This window comes from Pseudoalteromonas sp. 13-15 (genome assembly GCF_001468205.2).
Taxonomy (GTDB): domain Bacteria; phylum Pseudomonadota; class Gammaproteobacteria; order Enterobacterales; family Alteromonadaceae; genus Pseudoalteromonas; species Pseudoalteromonas marina.
In genome coordinates this window covers 2100020-2126139 of record NZ_CP019162.1, presented here as the reverse complement: position 1 = coordinate 2126139, position 26120 = coordinate 2100020, and the positions used below count along the sequence as shown (strand labels likewise).

23 protein-coding genes are annotated in these 26120 nt (G+C 39.4%); 15 read left to right on the top strand and 8 right to left on the bottom strand.

Annotated features, from left to right (window positions below; genetic code table 11):
* Window positions 1–10: 10 nt before the first annotated feature.
* Both ATS72_RS09890 and zapB read right to left on the bottom strand, forming a co-directional pair.
* Window positions 11–316, bottom strand: coding sequence for a cell division protein ZapA (locus ATS72_RS09890; protein WP_006791214.1), 306 nt, complete (start codon window positions 314–316; stop codon window positions 11–13).
* Entirely contained in the window at window positions 316–546 is a 231-nt protein-coding gene (gene zapB, locus ATS72_RS09885; RefSeq protein ID WP_006791213.1) for a cell division protein ZapB, read from the bottom strand. Before zapB ends, ATS72_RS09890 begins: the two co-directional genes overlap by 1 nt.
* A gap of 448 nt (window positions 547–994) precedes the next feature.
* Here zapB and ATS72_RS09880 point away from each other — a divergent pair, with 448 nt between their 5' ends.
* Window positions 995–1834, top strand: coding sequence for a 23S rRNA (adenine(2030)-N(6))-methyltransferase RlmJ (locus tag ATS72_RS09880; protein ID WP_039037970.1), 840 nt, complete (start codon window positions 995–997; stop codon window positions 1832–1834).
* A 94-nt stretch (window positions 1835–1928) separates the two neighbouring features.
* On the opposite strand, the gene ATS72_RS09875 is transcribed toward ATS72_RS09880, so the two are convergent.
* Both ATS72_RS09875 and ATS72_RS09870 read right to left on the bottom strand, forming a co-directional pair.
* Window positions 1929–2495 carry a PhnA domain-containing protein gene (locus tag ATS72_RS09875; protein WP_058429629.1) on the bottom strand — a complete coding sequence of 189 codons (567 nt, stop codon included), beginning with the start codon at window positions 2493–2495 and terminating at the stop codon, window positions 1929–1931.
* Between the two features lie 74 nt (window positions 2496–2569).
* The gene (locus ATS72_RS09870; protein ID WP_058429630.1) at window positions 2570–3319 is read right to left on the bottom strand and encodes a substrate-binding periplasmic protein; all 750 of its coding nucleotides are present in this window, start codon (window positions 3317–3319) and stop codon (window positions 2570–2572) included.
* Between the two features lie 153 nt (window positions 3320–3472).
* Between ATS72_RS09870 and ATS72_RS09865 the strand changes: the two genes are divergently transcribed.
* The 7 genes from ATS72_RS09865 (at window position 3473) to ATS72_RS09835 (ending at window position 12541) form a co-directional block, all read left to right on the top strand.
* Window positions 3473–4738: an EAL and HDOD domain-containing protein gene (locus ATS72_RS09865; protein WP_058429631.1), complete on the top strand. Its 1266-nt coding sequence runs from the start codon at window positions 3473–3475 to the stop codon at window positions 4736–4738.
* Between the two features lie 2 nt (window positions 4739–4740).
* Complete coding sequence (locus ATS72_RS09860) at window positions 4741–5358, top strand: paraquat-inducible protein A (RefSeq protein ID WP_058429632.1); 618 nt, start codon at window positions 4741–4743, stop codon at window positions 5356–5358.
* 59 nt (window positions 5359–5417) lie between these two features.
* Window positions 5418–5792, top strand: coding sequence for a hypothetical protein (locus ATS72_RS09855; protein ID WP_058429633.1), 375 nt, complete (start codon window positions 5418–5420; stop codon window positions 5790–5792).
* 148 nt (window positions 5793–5940) lie between these two features.
* Complete coding sequence (locus ATS72_RS09850) at window positions 5941–7308, top strand: TolC family protein (RefSeq protein ID WP_058429634.1); 1368 nt, start codon at window positions 5941–5943, stop codon at window positions 7306–7308.
* Window positions 7298–8791: an efflux RND transporter periplasmic adaptor subunit gene (locus ATS72_RS09845; RefSeq protein ID WP_058429635.1), complete on the top strand. Its 1494-nt coding sequence runs from the start codon at window positions 7298–7300 to the stop codon at window positions 8789–8791. Before ATS72_RS09850 ends, ATS72_RS09845 begins: the two co-directional genes overlap by 11 nt.
* Window positions 8788–11907: an efflux RND transporter permease subunit gene (locus ATS72_RS09840; RefSeq protein WP_058429636.1), complete on the top strand. Its 3120-nt coding sequence runs from the start codon at window positions 8788–8790 to the stop codon at window positions 11905–11907. The genes ATS72_RS09845 and ATS72_RS09840 overlap by 4 nt, the downstream gene beginning before the upstream one ends.
* Before the next feature lie 178 nt (window positions 11908–12085).
* Window positions 12086–12541: a hypothetical protein gene (locus ATS72_RS09835; protein WP_039037975.1), complete on the top strand. Its 456-nt coding sequence runs from the start codon at window positions 12086–12088 to the stop codon at window positions 12539–12541.
* Between the two features lie 70 nt (window positions 12542–12611).
* Here ATS72_RS09835 and ATS72_RS09830 read toward each other — a convergent pair whose 3' ends face one another.
* From ATS72_RS09830 to ATS72_RS09820, 3 genes are all read right to left on the bottom strand, one after another.
* Window positions 12612–14099, bottom strand: a complete 1488-nt coding sequence (locus ATS72_RS09830) for a Ppx/GppA phosphatase family protein (protein ID WP_058429637.1) — start codon at window positions 14097–14099, stop codon at window positions 12612–12614.
* Complete coding sequence (ppk1, locus tag ATS72_RS09825) at window positions 14092–16179, bottom strand: polyphosphate kinase 1 (protein ID WP_058429638.1); 2088 nt, start codon at window positions 16177–16179, stop codon at window positions 14092–14094. The genes ATS72_RS09830 and ppk1 overlap by 8 nt, the downstream gene beginning before the upstream one ends.
* A gap of 94 nt (window positions 16180–16273) precedes the next feature.
* The gene (locus tag ATS72_RS09820; protein WP_006791200.1) at window positions 16274–16780 is read right to left on the bottom strand and encodes a glycine cleavage system protein R; all 507 of its coding nucleotides are present in this window, start codon (window positions 16778–16780) and stop codon (window positions 16274–16276) included.
* 365 nt (window positions 16781–17145) lie between these two features.
* Here ATS72_RS09820 and ATS72_RS09815 point away from each other — a divergent pair, with 365 nt between their 5' ends.
* The 7 genes from ATS72_RS09815 (at window position 17146) to ATS72_RS09785 (ending at window position 25789) form a co-directional block, all read left to right on the top strand.
* Window positions 17146–19380: an ABC transporter permease subunit gene (locus tag ATS72_RS09815; RefSeq protein ID WP_006791199.1), complete on the top strand. Its 2235-nt coding sequence runs from the start codon at window positions 17146–17148 to the stop codon at window positions 19378–19380.
* A gap of 15 nt (window positions 19381–19395) precedes the next feature.
* The gene (pstA, locus tag ATS72_RS09810; RefSeq protein ID WP_058429639.1) at window positions 19396–21045 is read left to right on the top strand and encodes a phosphate ABC transporter permease PstA; all 1650 of its coding nucleotides are present in this window, start codon (window positions 19396–19398) and stop codon (window positions 21043–21045) included.
* 27 nt (window positions 21046–21072) lie between these two features.
* On the top strand, window positions 21073–21900 hold the full coding sequence (pstB, locus tag ATS72_RS09805; protein WP_006791197.1) for a phosphate ABC transporter ATP-binding protein PstB: 828 nt from the start codon (window positions 21073–21075) through the stop codon (window positions 21898–21900).
* Between the two features lie 46 nt (window positions 21901–21946).
* Entirely contained in the window at window positions 21947–22648 is a 702-nt protein-coding gene (gene phoU, locus ATS72_RS09800) for a phosphate signaling complex protein PhoU (RefSeq protein WP_006791196.1), read from the top strand.
* Window positions 22649–22791: 143 nt separating this feature from the next.
* Entirely contained in the window at window positions 22792–23469 is a 678-nt protein-coding gene (locus ATS72_RS09795) for a TIGR00153 family protein (protein ID WP_006791195.1), read from the top strand.
* Between the two features lie 39 nt (window positions 23470–23508).
* Window positions 23509–24777, top strand: a complete 1269-nt coding sequence (locus ATS72_RS09790) for an inorganic phosphate transporter (protein WP_008130472.1) — start codon at window positions 23509–23511, stop codon at window positions 24775–24777.
* Between the two features lie 82 nt (window positions 24778–24859).
* A complete protein-coding gene (locus ATS72_RS09785) occupies window positions 24860–25789 on the top strand; it encodes a hydrogen peroxide-inducible genes activator (RefSeq protein WP_006791193.1) in 930 nt (309 codons plus the stop codon).
* A 30-nt stretch (window positions 25790–25819) separates the two neighbouring features.
* Here ATS72_RS09785 and ATS72_RS09780 read toward each other — a convergent pair whose 3' ends face one another.
* Window positions 25820–26032 carry a hypothetical protein gene (locus ATS72_RS09780; RefSeq protein WP_006791192.1) on the bottom strand — a complete coding sequence of 71 codons (213 nt, stop codon included), beginning with the start codon at window positions 26030–26032 and terminating at the stop codon, window positions 25820–25822.
* Between the last annotated feature and the right edge of the window lie 88 nt (window positions 26033–26120).

Below are 26120 nucleotides of genomic sequence, written 5' to 3'. Positions count from 1 at the left end.
GTTGCGCTTTTTATTTTTTTTGTTCGGGGTCACTTGCCAAATGTTGACTGAGTTTATCAACAAGTTGGTCTTGGTGTTGCTGCTCAACAGTTGCTTGTGTTTTTGCTTCAAGCAAATCGTGGCTTAAATTAAGTGCTGCCATAAGCAATGCTTTTTGATCGTTTCGAACGGTTGAACGCTGTTTCATTTGTTCAACTAAGTCGTTTAGATTTTTAGCTGCTGCTATCAATGCCTCTTCTTGTCCTTGCGGACAAGCAAATTGCTGCTCTTTACCTAGCAACTCAACAGTGACCCGCTGGTTTTGCAGCTCAGACATTAGCTAGCCTGTTGTGCGCTTTGTAATTTATCAAGCAAGCCAGTTAATGTTGTGCTGGCATCTTTTTGCTTTTCTTCATTTTCAAGCGCTTCTAGTTGTAAAAGCTCATTATCATCAGCAAGTTTGCTGTTTTGTTCTTTTAAGCTAGCAACGTCAGTTTGTAATTGATTATTGCGTTCAATAAGTGAATCGATCAGTTGTTCGAGTTGTTGAAGAGTATTGTTGTCCATAAGGCGCTCATATAACTGTAATTAATGTCTTGCAAATGTAAAGCAAAGTACATTAATTTACTAGCATTTACGCGAGTTTTAGCTGATTTTTCTTCTTTGTTAAGGGATAATTCATACAACGTGCTTTTTTGTTCATATATGGTTCATTTAAACACCCTTTATCCAAGAGGTTGTTGAATTTTGCGGATTAAAGTTTGTTCAAACTAGGGGGTATTTAATCGTGGCGCGAGGTTTGTAACTCAGTGGACTCGGTAACTGCTCCCGCGTTATTCTACCGGCTTAAATTCATGTAAGTATAACCGCACTATGTAGGCTCTACTTTGCCTAAATATCAAACAGGCCGCTTAAACTTTAACCTCGAACGGTTAACAGACCCTAGTGCAAGTTGCTAAAGCCCAGTGCTTATGGTTCACTTGCGATATTAAATTGCGTATGGCGAAAATAAATAATGCTTAGTTACAGACACTCATTTCATGCGGGTAATCCGGCCGATGTTCTAAAACATCTTGTATTGGCTGAGGTGCTTAAATATCAAACAGTTAAGGATAAGCCGCTAGATTACATTGATACGCACTCTGGCGCAGGCTTTTTTGAACTCGCAGCAGCTGATGCTCAAAAAACGCAAGAATACCAAGACGGTATTGAAAAGTTGTGGGCGCACACAAGTGAGCATGAGGCACTTAACGAATACATTGACCTAATTAAATCGTTCAATAATACGAGTGACCTCGATTTTTATCCGGGTTCACCAAAAATTGCTGAACATTATTTACGTCGTCAAGATAAAGGTTGGTTTTTTGAATTGCACCCAAGAGACTTAGTCTTGCTAGAAAGTAATATGCAGGGTAAGCGCTCTATTCGAGTGCGCGGTGAAGACGGGTTCACTGGTTTGGTAGGGCTACTGCCACCTGCGTCTCGAAGAGCGTGCGTATTAATCGACCCACCATACGAAATTAAAGATGATTATGAACGCGTTGTAAAAACATTAATTAAAGCACATCAACGATTTGCAACGGGTACTTATATGATTTGGTATCCGGTTGTTGATCGGGAGCGCATTAACAATATGGAGCAGGGTTTAATTGATTCCGGTATGCGAAATATTCAGTTATTTGAGCTGGGAACCGAGGCCGATACTGACGTTCATGGCATGACTGCATCAGGTATGATAGTGATTAATCCGCCATGGAAGCTTAAACAAACTATGGATAATGTATTGCCTGAGCTAGTGTCATTATTAAGTGAACCTACTGGCTTTTATAGGTGTGAGCAACTGGTTGATGAATAACCACTACTTACAAAAATGCCCAGCACTGCTGGGCATTTTTGTTCTAACTTATTACTCACAGTTAAAAGCGAAGATAGTGTGAGTTATTGACTGCCTACTTTTTAACAAACTTAGTTAAAATGACAATGCGCTGGCCATCAACACGCCCTTCAATGTGCTCAGGGTTACTGGTTAAACCAATGTTGCGCACCGCAGTACCACGTTTTGCTGTAAGGCTACTGCCTTTTACATCTAAATCTTTTATGAGTGTCACGGTATCGCCAGCTTGAAGAACCACGCCATTACTATCGACATGTTTAACATCGTCATCTTCAGCAAGTGCTTTATTAGCCCAAGCCAGAGTCTCTTCTTCTAGATATACCATGTCTAGCGCATCTTGTGCCCAACCGTTATCAGGTGCTAAGCGCGATAGCATTCTATAGGCAACAACTTGAACCGCAGGTGTTTGGCTCCACATGCTGTCATTTAAACAATGCCAATGCGTCGGCGTTACATCTACGGTGTTTTCAATTTGTTCTTTGCATGTTTTGCAAGTGTAAATGCATTTGTCTGAATGTGTTTCGGTTACAGGTGGAACTTCATAAACAGATAAGTCATTGGTAGCTGTACACAATTCACACTGGTTGCTGCTGCGTTCAATTAAGGCTTTTTCAATACTCATAGGACTACTTTTTTGGTCGGGTTAATATTTTTGCATAGTATAACTCAGCGCACTGGGTGTGTGTTATAAATCCCTTAATTTTGTATGGGTATTTCTTTCATGTATTTTTCAGCTATGTTGTTTATATAGCCAATGCTGTGGAGGTTTTTTATTACTTTATTAATGATAGGCATTAAGTGCTTATGTTTGCTAAGTAGGCGAATTCTCAAAAAACCATGAGAATATTGAGCACCAAAACCAATGTTGATATTAAGTTTTTGTGACCAATATAAGGTTGGCAACTCACCTATTATGGCAACATCTACTCTTTTTCGAACTAGCGCCTCTATGAGTTCTTTTTCCGAAGGAAAATCAACGCGTTTAAATGTATCAGCATTGTGATAATAATAACCTAATACTGTGCCTACATTTTTACCCTCCATATTGGACACATGTTGCCATTTATTTGTGTTTTCGGGCAGCGTTACAAGCATTTCTGTTACTGTAATTAATGGGTCAGAAAATACATATTTGGTGTTGGTTCTTTCACTTTGAGGTAGCCAATCAAGCGAGATCACATCAAAGTCAATAATCCCTTCATTCAGGTATTTAGTAATTCGCTTTGCAGGTAGCGATTCATGAGAAGCAGAGATATTAGCGTCAATCAGTACTTTTTCAATGATTTCTGGTAACACTCCCGGGCGTTTAGGATTGTTGGTGTAGAAAGGGTAATGACTTCCAGATGAGCTAATGTTGTACTTTAGGGTATTGTTGCTTTGTGCTGCAATATTAGGAAGCGAGCTCAATGCTAAACATAATATCAATAACCACTTTAAAATAAGCAAACCCGCTCCTGTACTACGAACTTTTTTATTAGTTTTATTTACTTTGCAAAATTTTGCAACGATTAAGATGCATTTACTATACTTTTAATCTTTAACATAGATTAGACTCAAAAGATTAGCTTTAATTTTGCACAAACTTATAGGTGAATTCTATTGAACGTGTCTGACACTCCGTCGTTAACACCTACGTTGACACAATATGTTGCTAGGCAACCAATATTTGATGCTGACAAAGCTGTGTTTGCTTATGAGTTGCTTTACCGAAACTCCGCAAATAATGCGTTTCCTGTAGGCACTAGCGATGAGCACGCGACCAGCCGTTTGTTTTTTAATACCTTAATGCTAGTTGGCGCAGAAAAGCTTACAGCTCACCAACTTGCTTTTGTAAATCTTTCTACAGACGCCTTGCTGGATGAATTCCCTAAACTATTAAACCCTGAACATACTGTAATAGAAATTGTGGAGCGTACGGTAAATATTGCAGCGGTTGCTAGTCGTATTAAAGCGCTGAAAGGTCAGGGTTATGTATTTGCACTGGACGATTATGACGGCGATGAAAAATGGGAGCCGTTACTCGCCCTTGTTAGTTATATAAAAATTGAGGCTGAAGAGCCTATTATTAAAACTAATATGCGGGTTAAAAAGCTGAAACGAAGTTACCCTCATTGCAAAATAATAGTAGAGCGAATAGAAACTTACGATCAGTTTATAAACTTACGTGATGCAGGTTGTGATTATTTTCAGGGATTCTTTTTTGCCCGCCCAGAAATGCTAACTTACAGTGGGGTCGATCCTTCAAAAGTTACCGTTTTCGAACTCCTTAAAGCAATAGCAAAAGAATCGTTATGCTTTGAAGAAATTCATCAGCGTGTAGCTAAAGATGTAGGAATAACGGCGCGAATTTTACGTTTGGCAAATGCACGTTCTAATAATAGTAATTTAGTTATTACGTCCATATCGCAAGCTGTTGTTTATTTAGGTGAGGACGTAATTCGTCAATTTGTGCGCGTATTAGCTGTTAGCGATTTAGGAATAGATAAACCAACAGAGTTGACTAAATTTGCTCTTGTACGCGCTCGGTTAATAGAGCTTATATTAGCTGAAACAAACAAAAATTTATCTCAGCAAGGTTACTTAGTGGGTTTGTTTTCGATGCTTGATGCGATATTAGATATTGAGCTAGCAACTATTGTAAAAGAGTTTACGCTAGATAAAAGCATAACAGATGCTTTGCTACTGCAAACCGGTTTGCTGGGTGATTGCTTATTACTGGCAAAAGCGATTGAAACTAAAAACTGGGCAGTGGTTGAAACACAACTTAAGTTGGTTAACCCAGAGATGGAAATAGAAAAAATATACAGCTTTATATTAGAGTCAATGCTTTATAGTGATGATGTAATAGAAGTTATGAGCGAATAAGTATGCGTAATTTTTTATCTGTTGTAAGTGTAGTTATTGCTTTATGTTTGTTATTTCCGGGTATTACAAAACCCGTGCTAACAATTGAAGGGAATATTGATAAATCAAAACTTGCTCAAGCGGGGATTGAAATGTTAGCTGAAGAGGGCGATAGCCGAACGCGCAGCATGCTAATGATGTTTTCAAACATGTTGGGCCTGGATAAGTTAGACGGTGAGATTAGCGCTTATAGCAAAACGCAAAGTATTTACGGCACTATCACAGACCTAGCAAATAATAATAATTTGCTTGTGGCTGCCTTGGTTGGTCTTTTTTCAGTTGTGGTGCCAAGCTTAAAGCTATTATTACAGCTGCTGTATTGCTGTTTACCAGTTAATAGGCTTAAGCAAGTATGTGGCAATATTGTTTGTGCACTCAGCAAATGGAGTATGGTTGATGTATTTGTAATAGCATTAATTGTTACGTATTTAGCGGGCAATGCACATGCTAAAAGTGGTGAATTGCTTGTTATGAATGCACAATTTGGTGAAGGATTTTGGTACTTTAGCGCCTATTGTATATTTACAGTTATTGCCAGTTATTTAATTAAAACCCAAACCAAACTACAAAACACGCCCTAAATTATTTGTAGTCATTTATAAGTTACTTTAAAATCCCCTTTTTTGATTGAGGTACTATTTTGCAACGCTTGTACACTATTTTACTTACGCTTACTTTACTGCTCACGTTTGTGGGTCAGTCGTTTGCGTCTGTAGCAAGTGAATGTGAAATGCCTCATCAGTCTAACGTTCACGTTAACATGCATTTAGACAAAAGCAGCGCAGAGAATAACAGCGCTCACCATTCCATGATGCAAATGGATTGCTGCGATGAGGAAGCGACTGCCCAAAATGAATGCAGTTGCCCCGTTAATGGCTGTACCGCTAACTCAATGCTCAATGTTGATATTCTAATGATTATTGCAGTTATGAGTACTGAAAAAGTTAATGCGTGCGAATCGCTTGCTCAAACAACTTCTCCAAAATCACTTTATCGACCTCCAATGTTTGCTTAAATAGCAGGATAGGTGTGTTTAAATTTTATGGAACCTCAAGCTGATTTTTATCTTTTGAAAACGTGATTAGTTTTCGTATTAGGTGCGGCTGATATAAACACCTTTCTTGCCAATTTAAACTTTTATTAATTTTTAAATGGAGCAAGTGATGAATTACGCTTTAAAAATAAATGCAGTGCTATGTTGTTTGACTTTGTTCAGTAGTGCGGCGAATACCCAAGAAGAAAAAACGACTGGCGCAATAGATGAGTATAGCTCTGTACGTACGCTAAACTTATCTCACGCCCTTACCTATGCACTTGCAAATGATCCGTGGTTATCGGCAAGCCGCCACCAAGAGCAAGCCATTATGGCGCAAAGTATTATGGCGGGTACTTTACCCGACCCAACACTAACGCTTGGTCTTATGAACTTACCAACAAATGGTTATGCGTTTGACCAAGAAGGGATGACTCAATTTAAAGTGAGTCTAAGCCAAAAATTTAGCCGCGGTGATAGTCTATCACTGAAACAAAAGTCGCTTTTTCAGTCGTCTAAGCAATATCCATGGCAGCGAGCTGATAGGTTGGCTCAAGTCAAAGCGATGGTTACTGAGTTTTGGTTAAATGCTTATAGGGCTCAGTACAGTATTAATTTGATTGAGAAAGACAAAGAGTTATTTACTCAGCTTATTCAAATAACTGAGGCCAGCTATGCAAGTACGCAGGGTAAAACACGCCAGCAAGATATTATTCGTGCTCAGTTAGAGCTTACCCGCTTAGAAGATAAGCTACTCATACTTGAACAGCAACTTCACAGTGCTAAAAACCGGCTAGCGCAATGGTTACCCATAAAAATGTTAGTAAAATCTTTAGACGATAAATTTATACCGCCTGTGGCGCTTACTGATTTTAATACCCTTGAATTTAGTCAACTTATGCAATTACTTATGGCTCATCCAGCTATTGTTGCTATAGAGCAAAGTGTGTTGGCAAAGCAAACACAAGTGAGCTTAGCGAAACAAAGTTATAAGCCACAGATAGGGGTTAATGTGGGGTATGGCTATCGAGCAGACACCCCAATGGGCCAATCAAGAGCCGATTTACTTTCTGTGGGAGTTAGCATTGATCTCCCTTTATTTACGGATAACAGGCAAGACCAACACGTTAAATCGGCTATATCTATTACGGAAGCGACTAAAACACAAAAAAGGGTCGCTTTGCAAAAGCTCAAAGGTATGTATTTTAAAGAATATAGTCAGCTATCCCAGTTACAAAAACGAAATACGCTATATCAAAATATTTTATTAGTACAAATGGCTGAGCAATCACAAGCAACCTTGAATGCTTATACGCGTGATGACGGTGACTTTTCTGATGTTATGCAAGCACGTATTAGTGAGTTAAATGCCAAAATTGACGCGCTTAACATCCAAGTCGATCAACACATTATTATTGCACGCTTAAATTATTATATGAGTAGCTTAGACTCCCAAGTTATGGGCGAACTACGTGAGGAGCAGCCTGATGAACAATAATTTGAAACTATTCATTGCCGCTATTGTAGGGGCTGGTTTATGGGCTGCTTTTACGCAAATTATAATTGATGACAAACCGGCCGTAAAACAACCCTTATATTGGGTGGCACCCATGGACAGCAATTATAGGCGTGACGCTCCAGGCCTCTCTCCTATGGGAATGGATTTAGTGCCCGTTTACGACGAAGTTGGTAATAGTGAAAGTGAAAAAGGAGCGATTACTATTTCGCCAGTGGTGATTAATAATTTAGGAGTTAAAACCACTAAGGTGCAGTTAAAAACACTGCACAGTAACATCAATACAGTGGGTTATGTGCAATATAACCAAGATAAAATTACTCATATTCACCCTCGAGTAGAAGGGTGGCTTGAGGATTTATATGTAAAAGCGCAAGGCGATAAGGTAAACGCCGGCGAACCTTTGTATACCTTATATTCACCGCAGCTAGTTAATGCACAAGAAGAGTTTTTATTGGCAGTAAATAGAAATAACAATGTACTAATTCGTGCTGCAAAGGCACGTTTAGAGTCGTTAAATGTATCTGCTGAATTTATTGAGCGCTTACAAAAAAATAAGCAAATAATGCAAAATATTACCTTTTATGCGCGTCAAAGTGGGATTGTTGATGAGCTGAATGTGCGAGAAGGTTTTTATGTAAAGCCGGGGACATCTATGATGAGTATTGCTCAACTTGATGAAGTATGGGTGGAGGCGGAAATATTTGAACGTCAATCGTCGCTTATTAGTGTTGGCCTACCGGTAACCATGACCCTTGATTATTTTAAGGGAAAAATATGGCAAGGACAGGTCGATTATATTTATCCGGCGCTCGATGCTCAAAATAGAACACTTCGGGTTAGGCTCCGATTTACAAATAAAGACCTTAAGCTAAAAGCGAATATGTTTGCTCAGGTGACTATTCATACAAATGCGAGTGAACCTCAGCTTGTAGTACCAAAAGAAGCTGTAATTCGTACGCAACATCAAAACCGCGTAGTTATAGCATTAGGCGAAGGGCGCTTTAAATCTGTTGAAGTGCAAGTAGGACAAACAAGCGTTGATGAAACGATTATTTTATCAGGTGTGGTGGTAAACGATAGCGTGGTTACCTCTGCACAATTTTTAATAGATTCTGAGTCGAGTAAGCTTTCAGACTTTAAGCGAATGGAGATGCCAGCTGCTGATAGTAGTAACGATGACAACTCTCAAAGTGCAACCGTAAATGGCGTTATAAATACAATTGATGCAGCAACTCGAGTTGTAAATATTAGTCGTGAAGCTATTCCAAAGTGGAACCGAGGTCCAGCAACAATGAATTTTGTTCTGGCACCGCATATAGAGGTTAACTCTCTTATTAAAGGTCAAACCATTGATTTCACGTTTAGTATTATTAATGATGATTTTGTGATCACCGCTTTAAATAATATAGACGCAATAGATCACTCCTCAATGCAACATACGATGGGCGAGGAAGTAAAATGATTACTGCTGTTATCCGCTGGTCTGTTCATAACCGGTTACTGGTATTGTTGCTTACATTAATTTTAGTGGGCGGTGGTGTGTTTGCCGTTAAAAATACGCCCGTAGATGCCTTGCCCGATTTATCTGATGTGCAAGTTATTGTAAAAACATCGTATCCAGGGCAAGCACCACAAGTGGTTCAAGACCAAGTTACTTATGTGCTTACTACTGCTATGTTATCGGTGCCAGGGGCAAAAACCGTAAGAGGCTTTTCATTTTTTGGCGACTCGTATGTTTATATTATTTTTGATGACAGCACTGATTTATACTGGGCGCGTAGCCGAGTGCAAGAATACCTAACCCAAGCTGCAAACCGCCTGCCTGAAGGTGCAACGCCAGAGCTTGGACCTGATGCAACGGGTGTTGGTTGGGTTTACCTATATGCCCTTATTGATAAAACAAATACGCTTGATATTAGCCAATTGCGAGACTTACAAGATTGGTTTTTAAAGTTTGAATTACAAACTGTGCCGGGTGTTTCTGAAGTTGCCTCTGTAGGGGGAATGGTTAAGCAGTATCAAGTAAATGTAGATCCTAATAAGCTGCGTGCTTACGGCATTCCGTTGAGTCTTATTCAAACTGCAATACAGCAAGGAAACCAAGAAACAGGCGCCTCTGTTATTGAAATGGCCGAAGCGGAATACATGGTTACCAGCACAGGGTACATAAAAAGTGTTGCCGATTTGGAGGCTATTCCATTAGGTACTAATGCAAATGGCACTGCTTTGCAATTACGTGATGTCGCAAATATTCGCCTAGGCCCACAAATGCGCCGTGGCGTGAGTGATCTTAACGGTGAAGGCGAAGCTACCGGTGGTATTGTTGTTATGCGCTACGGCGAAAATGCACAAAAAACCATTGAACTGGTTAAGGCTAAACTCGAATCGCTTAAAAAAGGATTACCAGAGGGCGTTGAGATTATTCCCGTTTACGACCGCTCAAACTTAATTAACAACGCAATAAGTAATCTGACAAGCAAACTTGTTGAAGAGCTGATTGTTGTAGCGCTTGTGTGTGTTGTGTTTTTGTTTCATGTGCGCTCATCTTTGGTGGCTATTGTTACCTTACCGCTGGGTATTTTAACGGCGTTTATTGTGATGTATTGGCAAGGAATTAACGCTAATATTATGTCTTTGGGCGGGATTGCGATTGCCATAGGGGCAATGACCGATGGCGCCATAGTAATGATTGAAAATATGCATAAGCATATGGGAAAAACGCCTCTGACTGATCAAAACCGTTGGGAAGTCGTTATTAAAGCGACAAGCGAAGTAGGCCCTGCGCTGTTTTTTAGTTTATTAATTATTACCGTGAGTTTTTTGCCTGTATTTATTTTAGAAGCGCAGGAAGGGCGAATGTTCTCACCTCTTGCTTACACTAAAACTTATGCAATGGCGGCTTCAGCGGGATTAGCGATCACCCTAGTGCCTGTATTGATGGGCTATTTTATAAGAGGTAAGGTAATACCTGAAAATAAAAATCCCGTTAATAGATTGCTTGTAGCGGCTTATCGGCCTTTGCTCAGATGGGTGCTTAGTTTTCCAAAAACGACCTTAATATTTGCCTTAGTTATGACCTTGGTAGGTTTTTACCCACTTAACAAAATAGGTAGCGAGTTTATTCCGCCACTTGATGAGGGTGATTTAATGTATATGCCCACTACATACCCAAGTATATCAATAGCTAAAGCACGAGAGATTTTGCAGCAAACAGATAAGTTAATCGCAACCGTGCCGGAAGTTAAAACAGTTTTTGGTAAAGTCGGGCGAGCTGAAACAGCCACCGATCCCGCGCCACTGACAATGATTGAAACGTTCATTCAATTAAAGCCCAAAGACGAGTGGCGAGAGGGAATGACTCTTGAAAAACTCAAAGCCGAACTTGATGCATTAGTCACGTTTCCTGGTTTAACTAATGCGTGGGTTATGCCAATTAAAACACGCATAGACATGTTGGCAACCGGTATTAAAACCCCAATAGGTATTAAAGTGGCAGGTCCACAGTTAAGTGAAATTCAAAAAATTGGTGAGCAAATAGAAACGCTACTTGCTGATATTCAAGGCACTGTATCTGTTTACTCTGAACGAGTGGCTGGTGGGCGCTACGTAAAAATTGATATAAACCGTGAAAAAGCAGCGCGTTATAATTTAAACATAAGCGATATACAGCAAGTTATAGCAACGGCAGTTGGTGGTAAAAATGTAACACAAACAATAGAAGGGCAGGCTCGTTATTCGGTTAACGTGCGTTATCCGCAAGTTTTTAGGGATTCACCTGACGCCCTTATGTTAATGCCCATTGTGACGCCACAAGGACAGCATATTGCACTTGGAGATGTCGCTAATGTATTTATTGAAAATGGCCCGTCTGGCATTAAAAGTGAAAATGCACGTTTAAATGGTTGGGTTTATATTGATATAGATGGCGTAGACATTGGTAGCTATGTTGAAAGCGCGAGAGCCGTGCTCGATGAGCGTTTGATACTGCCATCGGGATATTCTATTACATGGGCTGGGCAGTATGAATATATGCAACGTGCAAAAGATAAGCTCACCTACGTAGTGCCTCTCACCTTGGCCATTATTGTTGTGCTGCTCTATCTTAATTTTAAAAGCTTTGCTGAAGTAACTATTATTATGTGCACACTGCCATTGGCTATGATAGGTGGTGTATGGCTAATGTACCTTCAAGGTTTTAACTTTTCAGTCGCCGTAGGGGTTGGTTTTATTGCACTGGCCGGTGTTGCCGTGGAGATTGGGGTGATTATGCTGGTTTACTTAAATCAGGCATATCAAAACATGTGCTTAACTGCTAAGCGAGCTGATAAACCACTTTCGTTAGCTCAGTTACAGCAGGCAATTATTGAAGGTGCCGGGTTACGTGTGCGTCCTGTCATGATGACGGTGGCTACTATTGTTATTGGTTTATTACCTGTGCTTTATGGTACGGGTAGCGGTAGTGAAGTAATGAGCCGAATTGCAGCGCCTATGGTAGGTGGTATGGTAAGCGCAATAATGTTGACCTTATTAGTTATTCCTGCGGTTTACCTGTTGTGGAGAACAAAGGCCATTAAGTAACAGTGATAGGGTAATGACTTATCATTGCCCTATAAAAATTACCTATTGTCTGTAAGTTATTCTATTAATTTGTATTTTAATTTATTTTTAAAGTGTAACCCATTGTTTTTAATTGTGGTTTTTATTGGCATGATTCAAGCAACTAGTAACTCATAAGTTAACTAAGTAAGGAATGCACATGCAAGTTAAAACAATTAAAGAGGTATACGATTGGACAGTATTATTTCATACGCAAATGGCGGCTAACTTTCATAGCGTTAAACCAATACTTGATGAGCGTAATGCCATGCTGGTGGATTATTATCTTAATTACGAAAAAAAACTCGCTGAAGATTTAGTGGGTTTTAAAGCGATTACCGAAATTAACACGCTCGACACGTTTTGCTATGAGTACTTTGCCAGCAACCCCGAACTTATTACGTTTAACGATATCAGCAAAGATAAGCAGTTAGATGAAAAAGCAATTCAAAATTACTTATCGAGCCAGCATCAAAAAGTGATTGCGCTTTACGGTTACCTACTTGAACGTGCAGAAACTGAACATGCTCAAGAGAAGCTAGCGCAGCTACTAGAGCTTGAAAAGCAAGGGCTTAAACAAATGATGCAAAGTACAAATCGCCATATGGATATGTAATTAGCTAAAGTATACTTAGCTAAAAGTAGGGTGTAATAGCACCCTGCTTAATTATTTACTCTTCAAAATATTATGAGCAGTTAAGACTTATTCCTACCTTTTTCAAATAACGCTGTTCTAGTTCTAAATCTGCATTAAGTAACGTGTGTGTTTGTAAATAATTATCGTAAAATTTAATAAAAAGTCCTGTGGCATTAGCGCTAATATTCATATTAGGTTGCTGGCTAATTTGGCGTTTTTGATTAAATAAAACAGCTAAGCGTAAAATAGTAACAAGCTTAATTACATGTTGCTGCGCGATTGTTGTGAACTCTGGTAATTCATCACGTTTAATTTTTTTTCGGTAAAAGCGAATTAGCGAGCTTAAAATGAGTTGTTCTTGCTGAGTAAAGCCAGGAAGCTGGCTATTTGCCACAATGTAAGCGCTGTGTTTATTAATACCTGAAGAGTTAATAGACAAGCCAATTTCGTGTAGCTTAGCAGCCCAATTAAGAAGCGCTATGTCGTTATTATCATTTAGTTGCCACGCTTTGCTAAGGCGTTCGTATATCCAAATAGCTGTATTAGCAACGCGTGAGGCATGGGCTTTATCTACGGTGTATCGTTCACTCAGGTTATTGATTGTATTGCTGCGAATGTCTTTATCGGCGAGTTTTTGCTGCATTTCATGAAGTAGCCCCTCTCTTAAAGAGAAGTCACTATAAGAGAGCTGATTGATTGAGAACTCTTTAAAAACAGCAATAAGAATGGCAAGTCCTCCACATAGACTCTGCTGACGCTCAGGCGTTAATCCTTCTATACTTATATTATCGATATGTTTAGCGGCAATGCATTGCTGCTTAAGAGCCAGTAAATCGTCAATACTTACAAATGTTTGTTGCGGGTTTTGTGCGCACACCATGGTTAAAATTGATTTTATGGTGCCAGATGTACCAATTACATCTTGCCAACCTTCGTTAATGTAGTTGGCAAAAATAACTTCGATTTCTTGTTCCGCTTTTATTTCAGCTCGATTAAAACGCTTAGCCGTAATAGCTCCACCACTAAAAAACTGTTTTGTGTAGCTAACACAGCCCATATTACGGCTGGTAAGAAGCTTATGTTTGAAGTGCTTACCAATAATTAGTTCGGTACTGCCTCCGCCAATATCGATAATAAGGCGGTTCTCTTCGTTATGTACATAATGAGCCACACCTTGATAAATAAGCCGAGCTTCTTCTTGCCCTGGGATCACATCAATATGAAATGGAAATACCTTACTCGCCTGAGTTAAAAAGGCATGAATATTTTTGGCGCGCCTAAAAGTGTATGTAGCAGCTACTTTTACATTACCAGGAGGAAAGTCTTCAAGGGTGTTTGCAAACTGCTTAAGTACAAGTAGTGCACGGTCTATGGCTGCTTGGTTTAGTCTTAATTTATCGTCTAAGCCATCGGCTAAATAAACACGCTGTTTCTCTTTATGCAGAATTTGTAATGTGCCATCCACTTCGCGCGCAACGACCAAGTGAAAGCTATTCGAACCTAGATCGACGGCCGCTATTGATGGGTGATCATTCATTATTATAATTACCCTCCCATTTTTTTAAGTGATCGTATATTGCTATTTGTGAGCGAATTTTTTTTCTGTTACCGCGCCTAACATAGGTATTTTTTTGCTCGCTATCGATTAGCCGAGCTTTTGTGCGGTCTTTAAATTGTAGCTCTAAAATATCCATAATGAGCTGTTTTAATTTATTATTTAAAATGGGCACTCCCACTTCAACGCGTTGATCAAGATTGCGAGTCATCCAATCGGCGGAAGAAATATACACCTTATCATTGCCATTATTGCCAAATACCATTACGCGAGGATGCTCTAAAAAGCGATCAACAATACTGATCACTTTTATGTTTTCGCTAAAGTGAGCCACCCCCGGTATTAATGAGCACATACCACGTACAATAATTCGGATTTTTACTCCACGACGACCGGCATAATAAAGTTTATCTACAAGTTGTTTATCAACTAAGTTATTTACTTTAATTGTAATTTTTCCTGTGAAACCATCTTCAACATGCTGAATCTCTTTATCAATTAAATCCAATAAAGTGTCGCGAGCATTAATAGGGGAGAGCATTAAATATTCAAAATTAAAAGGCTTGTAGCTGCTTTCTATAAACTTAAATACGCTATCGCATTCTTCACAAATACCGTTATGTTTTGTGAAAAGGCTAAAGTCAGTGTAGATTTTAGCTGTTTTTTCGTGAAAGTTTCCGGTACCGATATGGGCGTATTTAACTATTTTGTTTTTTTCTTTACGGTGAATAACACATAGTTTGCTGTGCACTTTTAAGGCTGGAATACCAAAAATAACTTTTATTCCAGCACTGCTAAGAACTTTAGCCCATTCAATATTGTTCTGCTCATCAAAGCGCGCTTTAAGCTCAACCATTACCGTGACACTTTTGCCATTTTTAGCGGCATTGATGAGTAAAGAAATAAGCCGAGACTTACTCGCGACTCGATAAATATTTACTTTAATCTGCGTCACCATAGGATCAAATGCGGCTTGGCGAACATACTCCAGTAAATGATTAAATGTGTGATATGGGTAGTAGAGCAGTATGTCTTGCTCGCTTATTGCGTCAAATACGCTGCTGTGTTTGTTAAAAGCTGTGCTTTGTATTGCTGGAAGTGGTTTGTTTTCAAGGTATTGGCGACCCACATTAGGAAAAGCAATAAAATCTCTAAAGTTACGGTATCGACCGGCGGGTATCAGCGCATCATGATGACTCACGTTTAAACGTTTTTTCATCACTTTTAACATACTTTTTGGCATGCTCTCGTCGTAAACAAGGCGCACAGGCTCTGCATAAATACGTTGTTTAAGGCCCTTAGACATTTTATCGAGCAGTCCTTCTTCTAGCTCATCGTCTAAATTGTATTCTGCATCTCGTGTGAGTTTTATTGCATGACCTTGAATTTTATCAAAGTGAAAAAAGTTACTAAAAACATCATTTAAAAAGTAAGAAATAACGTCATCAAGCATAACAATGGTTTTACGACGACGTGTCTTTTCAGGCGGTAATATAATAAAACGGGGTACTCGGTCTGTGGGGACTTCAAGCATAGCGTAATGGCTTTTTTCGTCACTCATTTCAATAAACAAGTAAGTCATTGTGTCGTTTATATAGTCTGAGTAATCTTTATTTTCATTAAGTAAAATGGGTGATATATGCTGTAAAACCTTGTCATGAAAATACGCTTTAAGCCAATTAAGATGAAAATCTGTTAATTTTTCGGGGCGGTCAACATGGATATTATGAGTGGTTAAATCGTTTAAAATTTGTTGGTGTATTAGGTTAAATTTTTTGCCTAGCTGCAAAACTTTTTGTTGAATTTGACTTAATAAAGCTTCGTCTTCTTCAAAATTAGCATCGGGAAGTTTGTTTAATAAAATACGGCGTTTAACGTCGGCAACACGCACCCTAAAAAATTCATCAAGGTTATTAGAAAAAATCCCCAAAAACCGCATGCGTTCAATTATTGGATTATTTTTGTCTTTAGCCTCTTGTAGAACGCGCTCGTTGAATGACAGCCAACTAAGCTCTTTAGCAAAGTATTCAACGGTTTGAGTATGTTCTATGTGGGCATTCATATTATATTCCATTATCTAACGCTGAGTTAAATATAGAACAATTTAATGACATTAAAATGACATGCGTGTCACTTGTATGACACGCAATAAAAAATTATGCTTCTTCTGTGTCTACTATTAAGTCGCTGGTTATTGACTCGAGCGCATCAATTACTTCGTCTTTATCCATTCCGTTAGGTAAGGTAACGGTTGCAACAGCGCTAAAAATAGGGACTCCCCAATTAGGTGCGCTTTGTTGTCTAGAATTTAAATGAGTAATACTTGCTCCTTTGTGTCGTATTACGCTCGCGAGCTCTTGGACAATACCAGGGCGATCGTTTCCTGTGATCACTAAATTGATTTGTTCACGTGGTGAAGGTTCAATTTCAGTATTGCCAGCTTCAATACGCACTTCAAGTTTTGGTAAAGCGGTAAGCGCGTTTTGCAGTTCCTGAAAATGCTCTTCAGCAACTTCTAACTGAATAATCCCTGCAAAATGACCTAATAAATGGCTAAGGTTACTACATAACCAGTTGCCGTGATTTTTTAAAACTACCGATGAAATATCTTCTACTAAGCCTGGACGATCCTTTCCTAAAATAGTTATTACCAACTGTTTCATAAATTGTGCCTCTTTTTAAGCCCGAAGAATGTAAATGCGTAGGCATTAAATAAAATATGTTTTGATGCTGACGCGCTTTTATAGGTTAATGATTTTATTATGTTAATAATTAATTTAACGTGAATGAAAGAAAGGTAAGCGCATCCCTTAATTTACCATTTGAGTATTAACCTCGTTAAATGCTTTGTCCAATTATTTTTGTTATTTAGTTCCCTTCTAAATGACTAATCTAACGCTTAATTAATACAATAACTTATGCCACCTTAGATATACCTTTAATTAGAGTGCTTATTATGACCGTTGTAACATTACTGTCATCTTGATGAAATATAATTTATAGAACGTTAAGATTTAAAGGTGTTTTGATGACTTCCAATCCGAATAAACCGTCTTTTAATACGGATCGAAGCCGTCTATTTAAAGACAGGTTTGCCAAATTTGGCATAACCGCCGGTGGAGTAATGGTATTAATAGCGCTGTTGTTAATATTTTTCTACCTTCTTTATGTAGTACAGCCAATTTTTGAGTCGGCTAAAGTTGAAAAGCGTGACAGCTTCACAGTAAGTAACGCAGATCAAATAGTTGGCTTAGGTGTTGAAGAGCAAACCGAAGTTGCTTATTTACTAAGCCAACAAGGCCAAGTTGATTTTTACAATGTAGAAAAAGCAAGTTTTGGTAAAAAACTCAAGACGCTTAATGTTGCTCTTCCAAGCGAAGTAACAAGCTTTGCAACGAGTGCACCGTTTCAGGGCCAATACGCCTATGGTTTAGAAAACGGCACTGTAATGGTGGTTGTACCTAAATTTTTAGTTACCTTTCCAAATAACGAACGCAAATTAACGCCACGCGTTGATTACCCGCTTGGTGAAATGGCGTTAGAAGTTGATGCTCAAGGCGCTGCTATCAAGCGTTTTGCGTTTACTCACTATGAAGATAAAACGGCGGTTGTTGCATTAACCGCAGATAAGCGCGTTTTGTTTAGCAGCTTTGTTGCTGAAGAAAACATGTTTACAGGTGAAGTAGAGTGGGTTGTTGAGCGAACAGAGCTTGATGTTGAAGGTCGTGTAGATGAGCTTTTAATTTCGCCAGATACAACACGTACGTTTATTCGTTCAGCTAATCAAATTTACGTTTATGATACGCGCTATCCGAGTGAAGTAGAGCAAATCCAGTTATTATCGGCTAATGAAGAAAACGCTAATATAGTGTCTGCTCAGTTACTTGCGGGTGCAAACTCATTAATGCTTGCTAATGATAACGGTGAAGTATCGCAGTGGTTTGAAGTAAACACAGACGCTGGTCGTCAGTTCCAAAAAATTCGTGCGTTTGAAACAACCAAACAAAGCAAATTAAATATTTTTACAGAATTTTATCGTCGTACTTTCTTTACTACCAGCAGCAACGGTGAGCTTGGTGTTTACTACACAACAAGCGAAGCTAAGTTGTGGCAGGGTAAAGTAAGTGAAGGCGAAATTAAACACTTTGCAATTGCTCCACGTTCAAATGCTGCGTTAATTTTAGCGGATGGCAAATTAACGGTATTAGAGGTTCACAACGAACACCCTGAAGTAACATGGTCTGCGTTATGGCAAGAAGTGTGGTACGAAGGTTACCCAGAGCCTGCATACATTTGGCAGTCAACATCTGCAAGTGATGACTTTGAATCTAAATTTTCGCTAGTGCCTATTTCGTTCGGTACAATTAAAGCGGCTTTTTACGCTATGTTATTTGCAGTACCAATTGCGATTTCGTCGGCAATTTACACTGCGTACTTTATGTCGAGTGGATTACGTAAGGTTGTAAAGCCAACCGTTGAAATAATGGAAGCACTTCCTACGGTTATTTTAGGCTTTTTAGCGGGCCTTTGGTTAGCGCCTTTAATTGAAGAGCACTTACCTGCAATTGTTGGCTTACTCATTTTATTACCTATTGGTATTTTAGGTTCAGCACTTGCGTGGACGAAGTTACCAGCAAGTATTCGCCATAAAATACCTGAAGGTTCTCATTCAATTATTTTGATTCCTGTTGTATTAGTTGTTGGTTGGTTCTCGTTCGCAATGAGCGAAACAGTAGAGCTGTGGATGTTTGACGGTAATGTACGCCAGTATCTAACAAACGAGTTGGGCATGACATTCGACCAACGTAATTCATTGGTAGTCGGTATAGCAATGGGTTTTGCAGTGGTTCCAACTATCTTCTCTATTGCGGAAGACGCCGTATTTAGTGTACCTAAGCACTTATCAAATGGTTCATTAGCACTAGGGGCTACTCAATGGCAAACACTCGTACGTGTTGTGCTATTAACTGCAAGCCCAGGTATATTCTCTGCGGTAATGATGGGCCTAGGCCGAGCCGTGGGCGAAACCATGATTGTACTCATGGCAACAGGTAACACACCGATTATGGACTGGAGTATTTTCCAAGGCATGAGAACGCTGGCAGCTAATATTGCGGTAGAAATGCCTGAATCAGAAGTAGGTAGCTCGCATTACAGAATATTGTTTTTAGCCGCCTTTGTACTATTCATATTCACCTTTGTATTTAACACGTTAGCTGAGTTTGTTCGTCAGCAGTTACGTGAAAAATACAGCTCAATGTAAGTGGAGAGACACGACATGGTAAAGCAGTGGTTTAAGTCTGGTTCTCCTTGGATTTGGATGACCGGCGGTGCAGTGAGCATCAGCTTAATTTCGGTTTTAGGTATATTAGCGATGATAGCCTGGAAGGGATTGAGTTTTTTCTGGCCTTCTCAAGTTGTACAGTTTGAGCTTGAAGGCTCGATTGCCAAGCAAACCGTTATTGGTGAAGTTTACGACCGTGAACTCGTACCAAAAGAACGTTTGGCAGCGACAGGTGTTGATGTTTCAGCATTTGATAAAGAAGAATTTGAACGTTTACTTATAAAAACAGGTAACCGTGAATACGTAGCTCTAGATTTTCGTTGGATACTTGAAACCGACATAAAAGCAAAGTCTACACCCGCTACGCTTGCAGTATTTGAACGTAGTAAAAATGGTAATTTTTACGGGTATGTAGAAAGTGTATTTAAAGACGGCAAGCCAATAGAGGGCGATAAAGTAGAGGCTTTATATGACCTTGTTGAGCGTGCTGTAGATTTAAATGATGAAGCACTGGATTTACAAAATGGCGATATAGGTCATATCAACTATGAACTTGAGCGCTTACGCTTAAAAGAGAAAAGCTACTTACTTGATAACCAGTTAACAGATGAACGTGTTGCAGAGCTTGCAAAAGCGCGTGCCGAATTACGTGCAGAGTACGGCGAACTTGAAAAAGAGTTATTTGCACTACGTAAACAGGCAAAACGTGACCATGTTACGGTAAAAGATATGCGCGGCGAAATAGTCACGATCCCTATGTATCAAGTACTTGATGTGTGGTTTCCGAACGACATGGGCTTTTTTGCAAAGCTAGGCCATTACTTTGGTCAACTAGGCAAGTTTGTATCTGACGATCCTCGCGAAGCAAATACAGAAGGCGGTGTATTCCCTGCTATATTTGGTACTGTATTTATGGTTATGTTGATGGCTGTGATAGTAACGCCGTTTGGTGTTGTTGCTGCTATTTACTTGCACGAATACGCGGCAAAAAATGCGGTCACTAAAATGATTCGTATCGCGGTAATTAACTTAGCGGGTGTACCTTCTATTGTTTATGGTGTATTCGGCTTAGGCTTTTTTGTATATATGCTTGGTGGCAGTATTGACCAATTATTTTACCCAGAGTCTTCACCAACACCAGTATTTGGCACGCCGGGTGTAATGTGGTCTGCACTAACATTAGCAATACTAACGTTACCCGTGGTTATTGTATCTACGGAAGAGGGTTTATCACGTATTCCAAGCACTGTACGTGACGGTTCATTAGCATTGGGTGCAACTAAAGTTGAAACCCTATGGCGTATTGTAATTCCAATGGCAAGCCCTGCAATTATGACGGGGTTAATACTGGCTGTTGCACGTGCAGCAGGCGAAGTTGCGCCCCTGATGTTGGTAGGTGTTGTTAAAATGGCACCGACGTTACCATTAGACGGCAACTTTCCGTATTTTCACTTAGACAGAAAGTTCATGCACTTAGGCTTTCATATTTACGATGTTGGCTTCCAGAGCCCAAATGTTGAAGCGGCACGCCCGCTAGTATATGCAACGGCATTTTTACTTGTGTCGGTAATTATCACACTCAACATAACGGCCATTGGTATACGTAACCATTTACGTGAAAAATTCAGATCGCTTGAACACTAATTAGTAAAGATTTAATAGGTAACAAACATGATTACAGTCGCTCCAAAAGTAAACCAAGCCAATTTGGGCATGAAGTTAGATTTAGACAATTTAACAGACGAGCAAAAAGCGTTAGAGATTAAAGATCTCGATCTTTACTACGGTGATAAACAAGCGCTTAGTAAAGTGAATATGAATATTCCAAAAGGCCAAGTAACGGCGTTTATCGGCCCATCAGGTTGTGGTAAATCAACGCTATTACGTTGTATTAACCGAATGAATGACTTGGTTGATATTTGTCGAATTGAAGGTGAAATACTCCTTCATGGACAAAATATTTACGATAAAAATGTAGATGTTGCGGCGCTTCGCCGTAACGTTGGGATGGTGTTTCAGCGTCCTAATCCATTTCCAAAATCGATTTATGAAAATGTAGTCTATGGTCTACGCTTACAGGGCATTAAAGAAAAGCGTAAGTTAGACGAAGTAGTAGAGCAGTCATTACGTGGCGCTGCTTTATGGGATGAAGTAAAAGATAGACTACATGACAGTGCATTTGGTTTATCAGGCGGTCAGCAACAGCGTTTAGTTATTGCTCGTTCTATTGCGATAGAGCCTGAGGTTTTATTACTAGATGAACCAACGTCTGCACTTGATCCAATTTCGACTTTAGTTATTGAAGAACTAATTAACGATTTAAAGAATAAATTTACCGTTGTTATTGTTACGCATAACATGCAACAAGCAGCGCGAGTGTCTGACCAAACAGCCTTTATGTACATGGGTGAGCTGATTGAATACTCAGATACAAATACCTTATTTACAACACCAACAAAGAAAAAGACTGAAGATTATATTACAGGTCGTTACGGCTAAATAATTAACAGTATCGTGTTGTACAAGATTTAGAGAGAAGGTAATTATGGAACATAATATTAATAAGCATATTTCTGGTCGCTTTAATCAAGAGCTTGAAAATGTTCGTAACCATGTACTAAGCATGGGTGGGTTAGTTGAGCAACAACTAAGTAGTGCGCTTGATGCGGTAAGCACAAACGATGCAGAACTTGCAGAAAAAGTGCGTAAAAACGACTACAAAGTTAATGCTATGGAAGTGAGCATTGATGAAGAATGTACTCGTATTATTGCGCGTCGTCAGCCCGCTGCCAGCGATTTACGTTTGGTGATTGCTATTGCAAAAACTATTGCTGACCTCGAGCGTATTGGCGATGAAGCTGAGCGTATTGCAAAAGTGGCTCTCGATTCTTTCACTAAAGATCAACAAGATTTGTTAGTGAATATTGAAAATATGGGTCGTCAGGTTTTAAAAATGTTACACGATGTACTTGATGCGTTTGCACGTATGGATGTGCAACGCGCATTTGAAGTACACAAAGAAGATGCTAAAGTTGATCGTGAATATGAAGCCATAACACGTCAAATTATGACGTACATGATGGAAGATCCACGTTCTATTCCAAAAATCATGGATTTAGTTTGGTCAGTGCGTTCATTAGAGCGGATTGGCGACCGTTGTCAGAATATTGCTGAGTACATTATCTACTTTGTAAATGGTAAAGATATTCGCCATATATCACAGGAAGATATTGAAAAATCGCTTTAAAGTTCATTAGCGCATTTTAACAAAGCGGCTATAAGCCGCTTTGTTTATTTAGCTATAAGTTAAATAATAAAAACCGTTCACAATTGTTGTGAATACTGTAAAATCGCATGCTGCACGCATGTAATTTGATTAAAGGGTCAGTTATGCCTACAAACGCGTTTTTAGGAGTTTTTGCAAAATCTCCTTTCAAACCAATGGAAGATCACATCAAAAAAGTTCATCAAGCTAGTAAAGCTTTGATACCTTTTTTTAATCACGTTTTTAAAGAAGAGTGGACACAAGCAGAAGAGCTTCGTATCACTATTCGTAATTTAGAGCGTGAAGCCGATGACATGAAAAGAGACATACGTTTACAGTTACCACGCGGTTTATTTATGCCGGTAGAACGTACGGATCTGCTCGAGTTAGTAACCCAACAAGACAAAATTGCTAATAAAGCAAAAGACATTGCTGGGCGCGTAATCGGTCGTGAAATGACCATACCAGCAGTAATGCAAGCTGATTTCTTGGCTTACTTAACTCGTTGTGTGGATGCGACAAAACAAGCATCTAAAGCAATAAACGAGTTAGAAGAGCTATTAGAAACAGGCTTTAAAGGTCGCGAAGTGACCTTAGTAGAAAAAATGCTCGTTGAATTGGATGCAATAGAACAAGACACGGATGACATGCAAATTAAAGTACGCCGCCAACTACGTGAAGTAGAAAGTGAACTTAACCCTGTAGATGTAATGTTTTTATACAGCATTATTGAATGGGTTGGTGAGCTTGCAGATATTGCAGAGCGCGTAGGATCACGTCTTGAGCTGATGTTAGCTCGTTAATTTAAAATCAGTTCAAACACGAAAGATTAAGGTTATACAATGGATATCATTGCATCTTACGGCACGGTATTAGTTTTAATTGCCGCAGCTGTTGGTTTTTTCATGGCTTATGGTATTGGCGCGAACGACGTTGCGAACGCCATGGGTACATCTGTAGGTTCAAAAGCATTAACAATCAAACAAGCTATTTTAATAGCTATGATTTTTGAGTTTGCAGGTGCTTATTTGGCAGGTGGTGAAGTTACATCAACTATTCGTAAAGGAATAATTGATGCTGCACCGTTTGCGAATATTCCTGAACTGATGGTTTTAGGTATGATTGCCGCGCTATTTGCCGCGGGTTCATGGCTACTAATTGCTTCATTTTTAGGTTGGCCAGTATCAACAACTCACTCTATTATTGGTGCAATCATTGGTTTTGCGCTAGTAGCTGTGGGTACAGAAGCAATCCAGTGGAATAAAGTAGGCGGCATTGTAGGAAGCTGGATCATTACACCAGCTATATCCGGCTTTATTGCGTATCTAATATTCATGAGCGCGCAAAAGCTTATATTTGATACAGATGCACCATTAAAGAACGCTAAACGCTACGTACCAATCTACATGGGTTTAGCGGGTTTTATCATGGCTTTAGTTACAATCAAAAAAGGTTTAAAGCACGTTGGTATTAACCTAGGTTCTGTTGAAGGCTATGCGCTTTCAATTGGTGTTGCAGTGGTTGTTGCCATCATTGGTAAAATTGCTATTTCTCGCTTAAACATCGATCCTAAAGCTGATAAGCAAATGCAATTTAATAACGTAGAAAAAGTGTTTGCGGTATTAATGGTGTTAACCGCTTGTTGTATGGCATTTGCTCACGGTTCTAACGATGTTGCTAATGCAATTGGTCCACTAGCTGCTGTTGTAAATATTGTTGAAAACAACGGTGAAATTGCTAAGAAGGCAGCAATTGCATGGTGGATTCTTCCACTAGGTGGCTTTGGTATTGTTGCAGGTCTTGCCATTTTAGGTAAAAAAGTAATTAAAACAATTGGTGAAGGCATTACACATTTAACGCCTAGCCGTGGTTTTGCTGCAGAACTTGCCGCTGCTTCTACTGTTGTTATTGCATCAGGAACTGGTATGCCAATCTCTACTACTCAAACCTTAGTGGGTGCGGTACTAGGTGTAGGTATGGCACGTGGTATTGGTGCACTTAACATGAGCGTTATCAGAAACATTGTAGTTTCTTGGGTAATAACGTTGCCAGTTGGTGCTGCCCTTGCTATTGTTATCTTCTACGTACTGAGAACCGCATTTGGGGTTTAACAAAAAAGTACTAAAAGACTTTTAGCTTGAAAAGATCTCAATGCCCTAGGTATTGGGGTCTTTTTATTTGTGGAAAGAAAAAATGACCAATCTTCCAAGTATTAAACAGCTTCAGTATTTACTCGCTGTTCATCAGCATCAGCATTTTGGCCGTGCAGCCAGTGCCTGCTTTATTGGCCAGTCGACACTAAGCAGTGCCATTCAAAACCTTGAAGAAACGCTAGGTTGCCAACTTATTGAGCGTGAAAACCGAAGTCTTATGTTTACAAGCATAGGTGAAGAGGTTGTTGAGCGTTCACGAAAAATAATCAACGACACTATTAGTTTAAAAGAGCTTACAAAAAGCTTTTTAACGCCCCTTAGCGGTAAGTTAACCGTAGGCGTTATTCCTACTATTGCAAGCTTTATTGCAGCGCCTTTGTATCACTTTTGTCAGCAAACTTTTTGTGAATTAGAGTTGGTACTAATTGAGGATACCAGCGACAAATTACTGGATAAGCTAGAGCATGGGCACATTGACTTAGCGTTACTGGCATTACCGTATGCAACCGACAAGTTCCATACCCAAATTTTAGCAAAAGATCATTTTAGCTTAGTGCACCATAAAGATTATATGCCTGCAAAGGGCGTAGAAGACTTTAACCTATTACCTGATGCCAGTGTGTTTTTGCTAGAGCGAGAGCACTGTATGACGGGTCACGCGCTGAGTGCGTGCCATTTAAACCGCTCAAGCTGTATTAACCCATTTGAAGCGGCCAGCTTACATACATTACTCAGTATGGTTGAACACCAGCTCGGGGTGACCTTTTTACCACAAATGGCCATTAATGCCGGTATTTTAGAAAATAAACAGATGGTAGCCACACCGTCGCAAAGCGATGCTTACAGAGATATTGGTATTCTCTGGCGAAAAACTACAGGACGTATTCGCGATTTTAAATTGTTTAGCCAGCAGCTTGAGGTGTTTTTACAACGCCAATGTAGTTTAAACTTTAATGAGCCAAGCAATTAAAGTTAACCGCTATTAAAAAATTAAAGCAGCCTACAATGGCTGCTTTTGACTTTGAACATGGCTTTCAAATGGCTCCAGTTCAGGTAAAAAAAGTAAGTAAATCCATACCACTACATTAAAGTAGGGCACGCATCCTAATACGGTAAATACTTTGACGGGGTAACCTTTTAAACTTGAATACCTGTAACATTGGTACGCAATAATAAGGTGAATTATCAGTAATAATATAACTAGTTGCGCCATACCTTCCTCCCTAAAACCCTTGTAACTTGTAATCAACCATGTATTGACTGGGGGTTGATGTCATGTTTATACAGCGTAATCCTTTAAA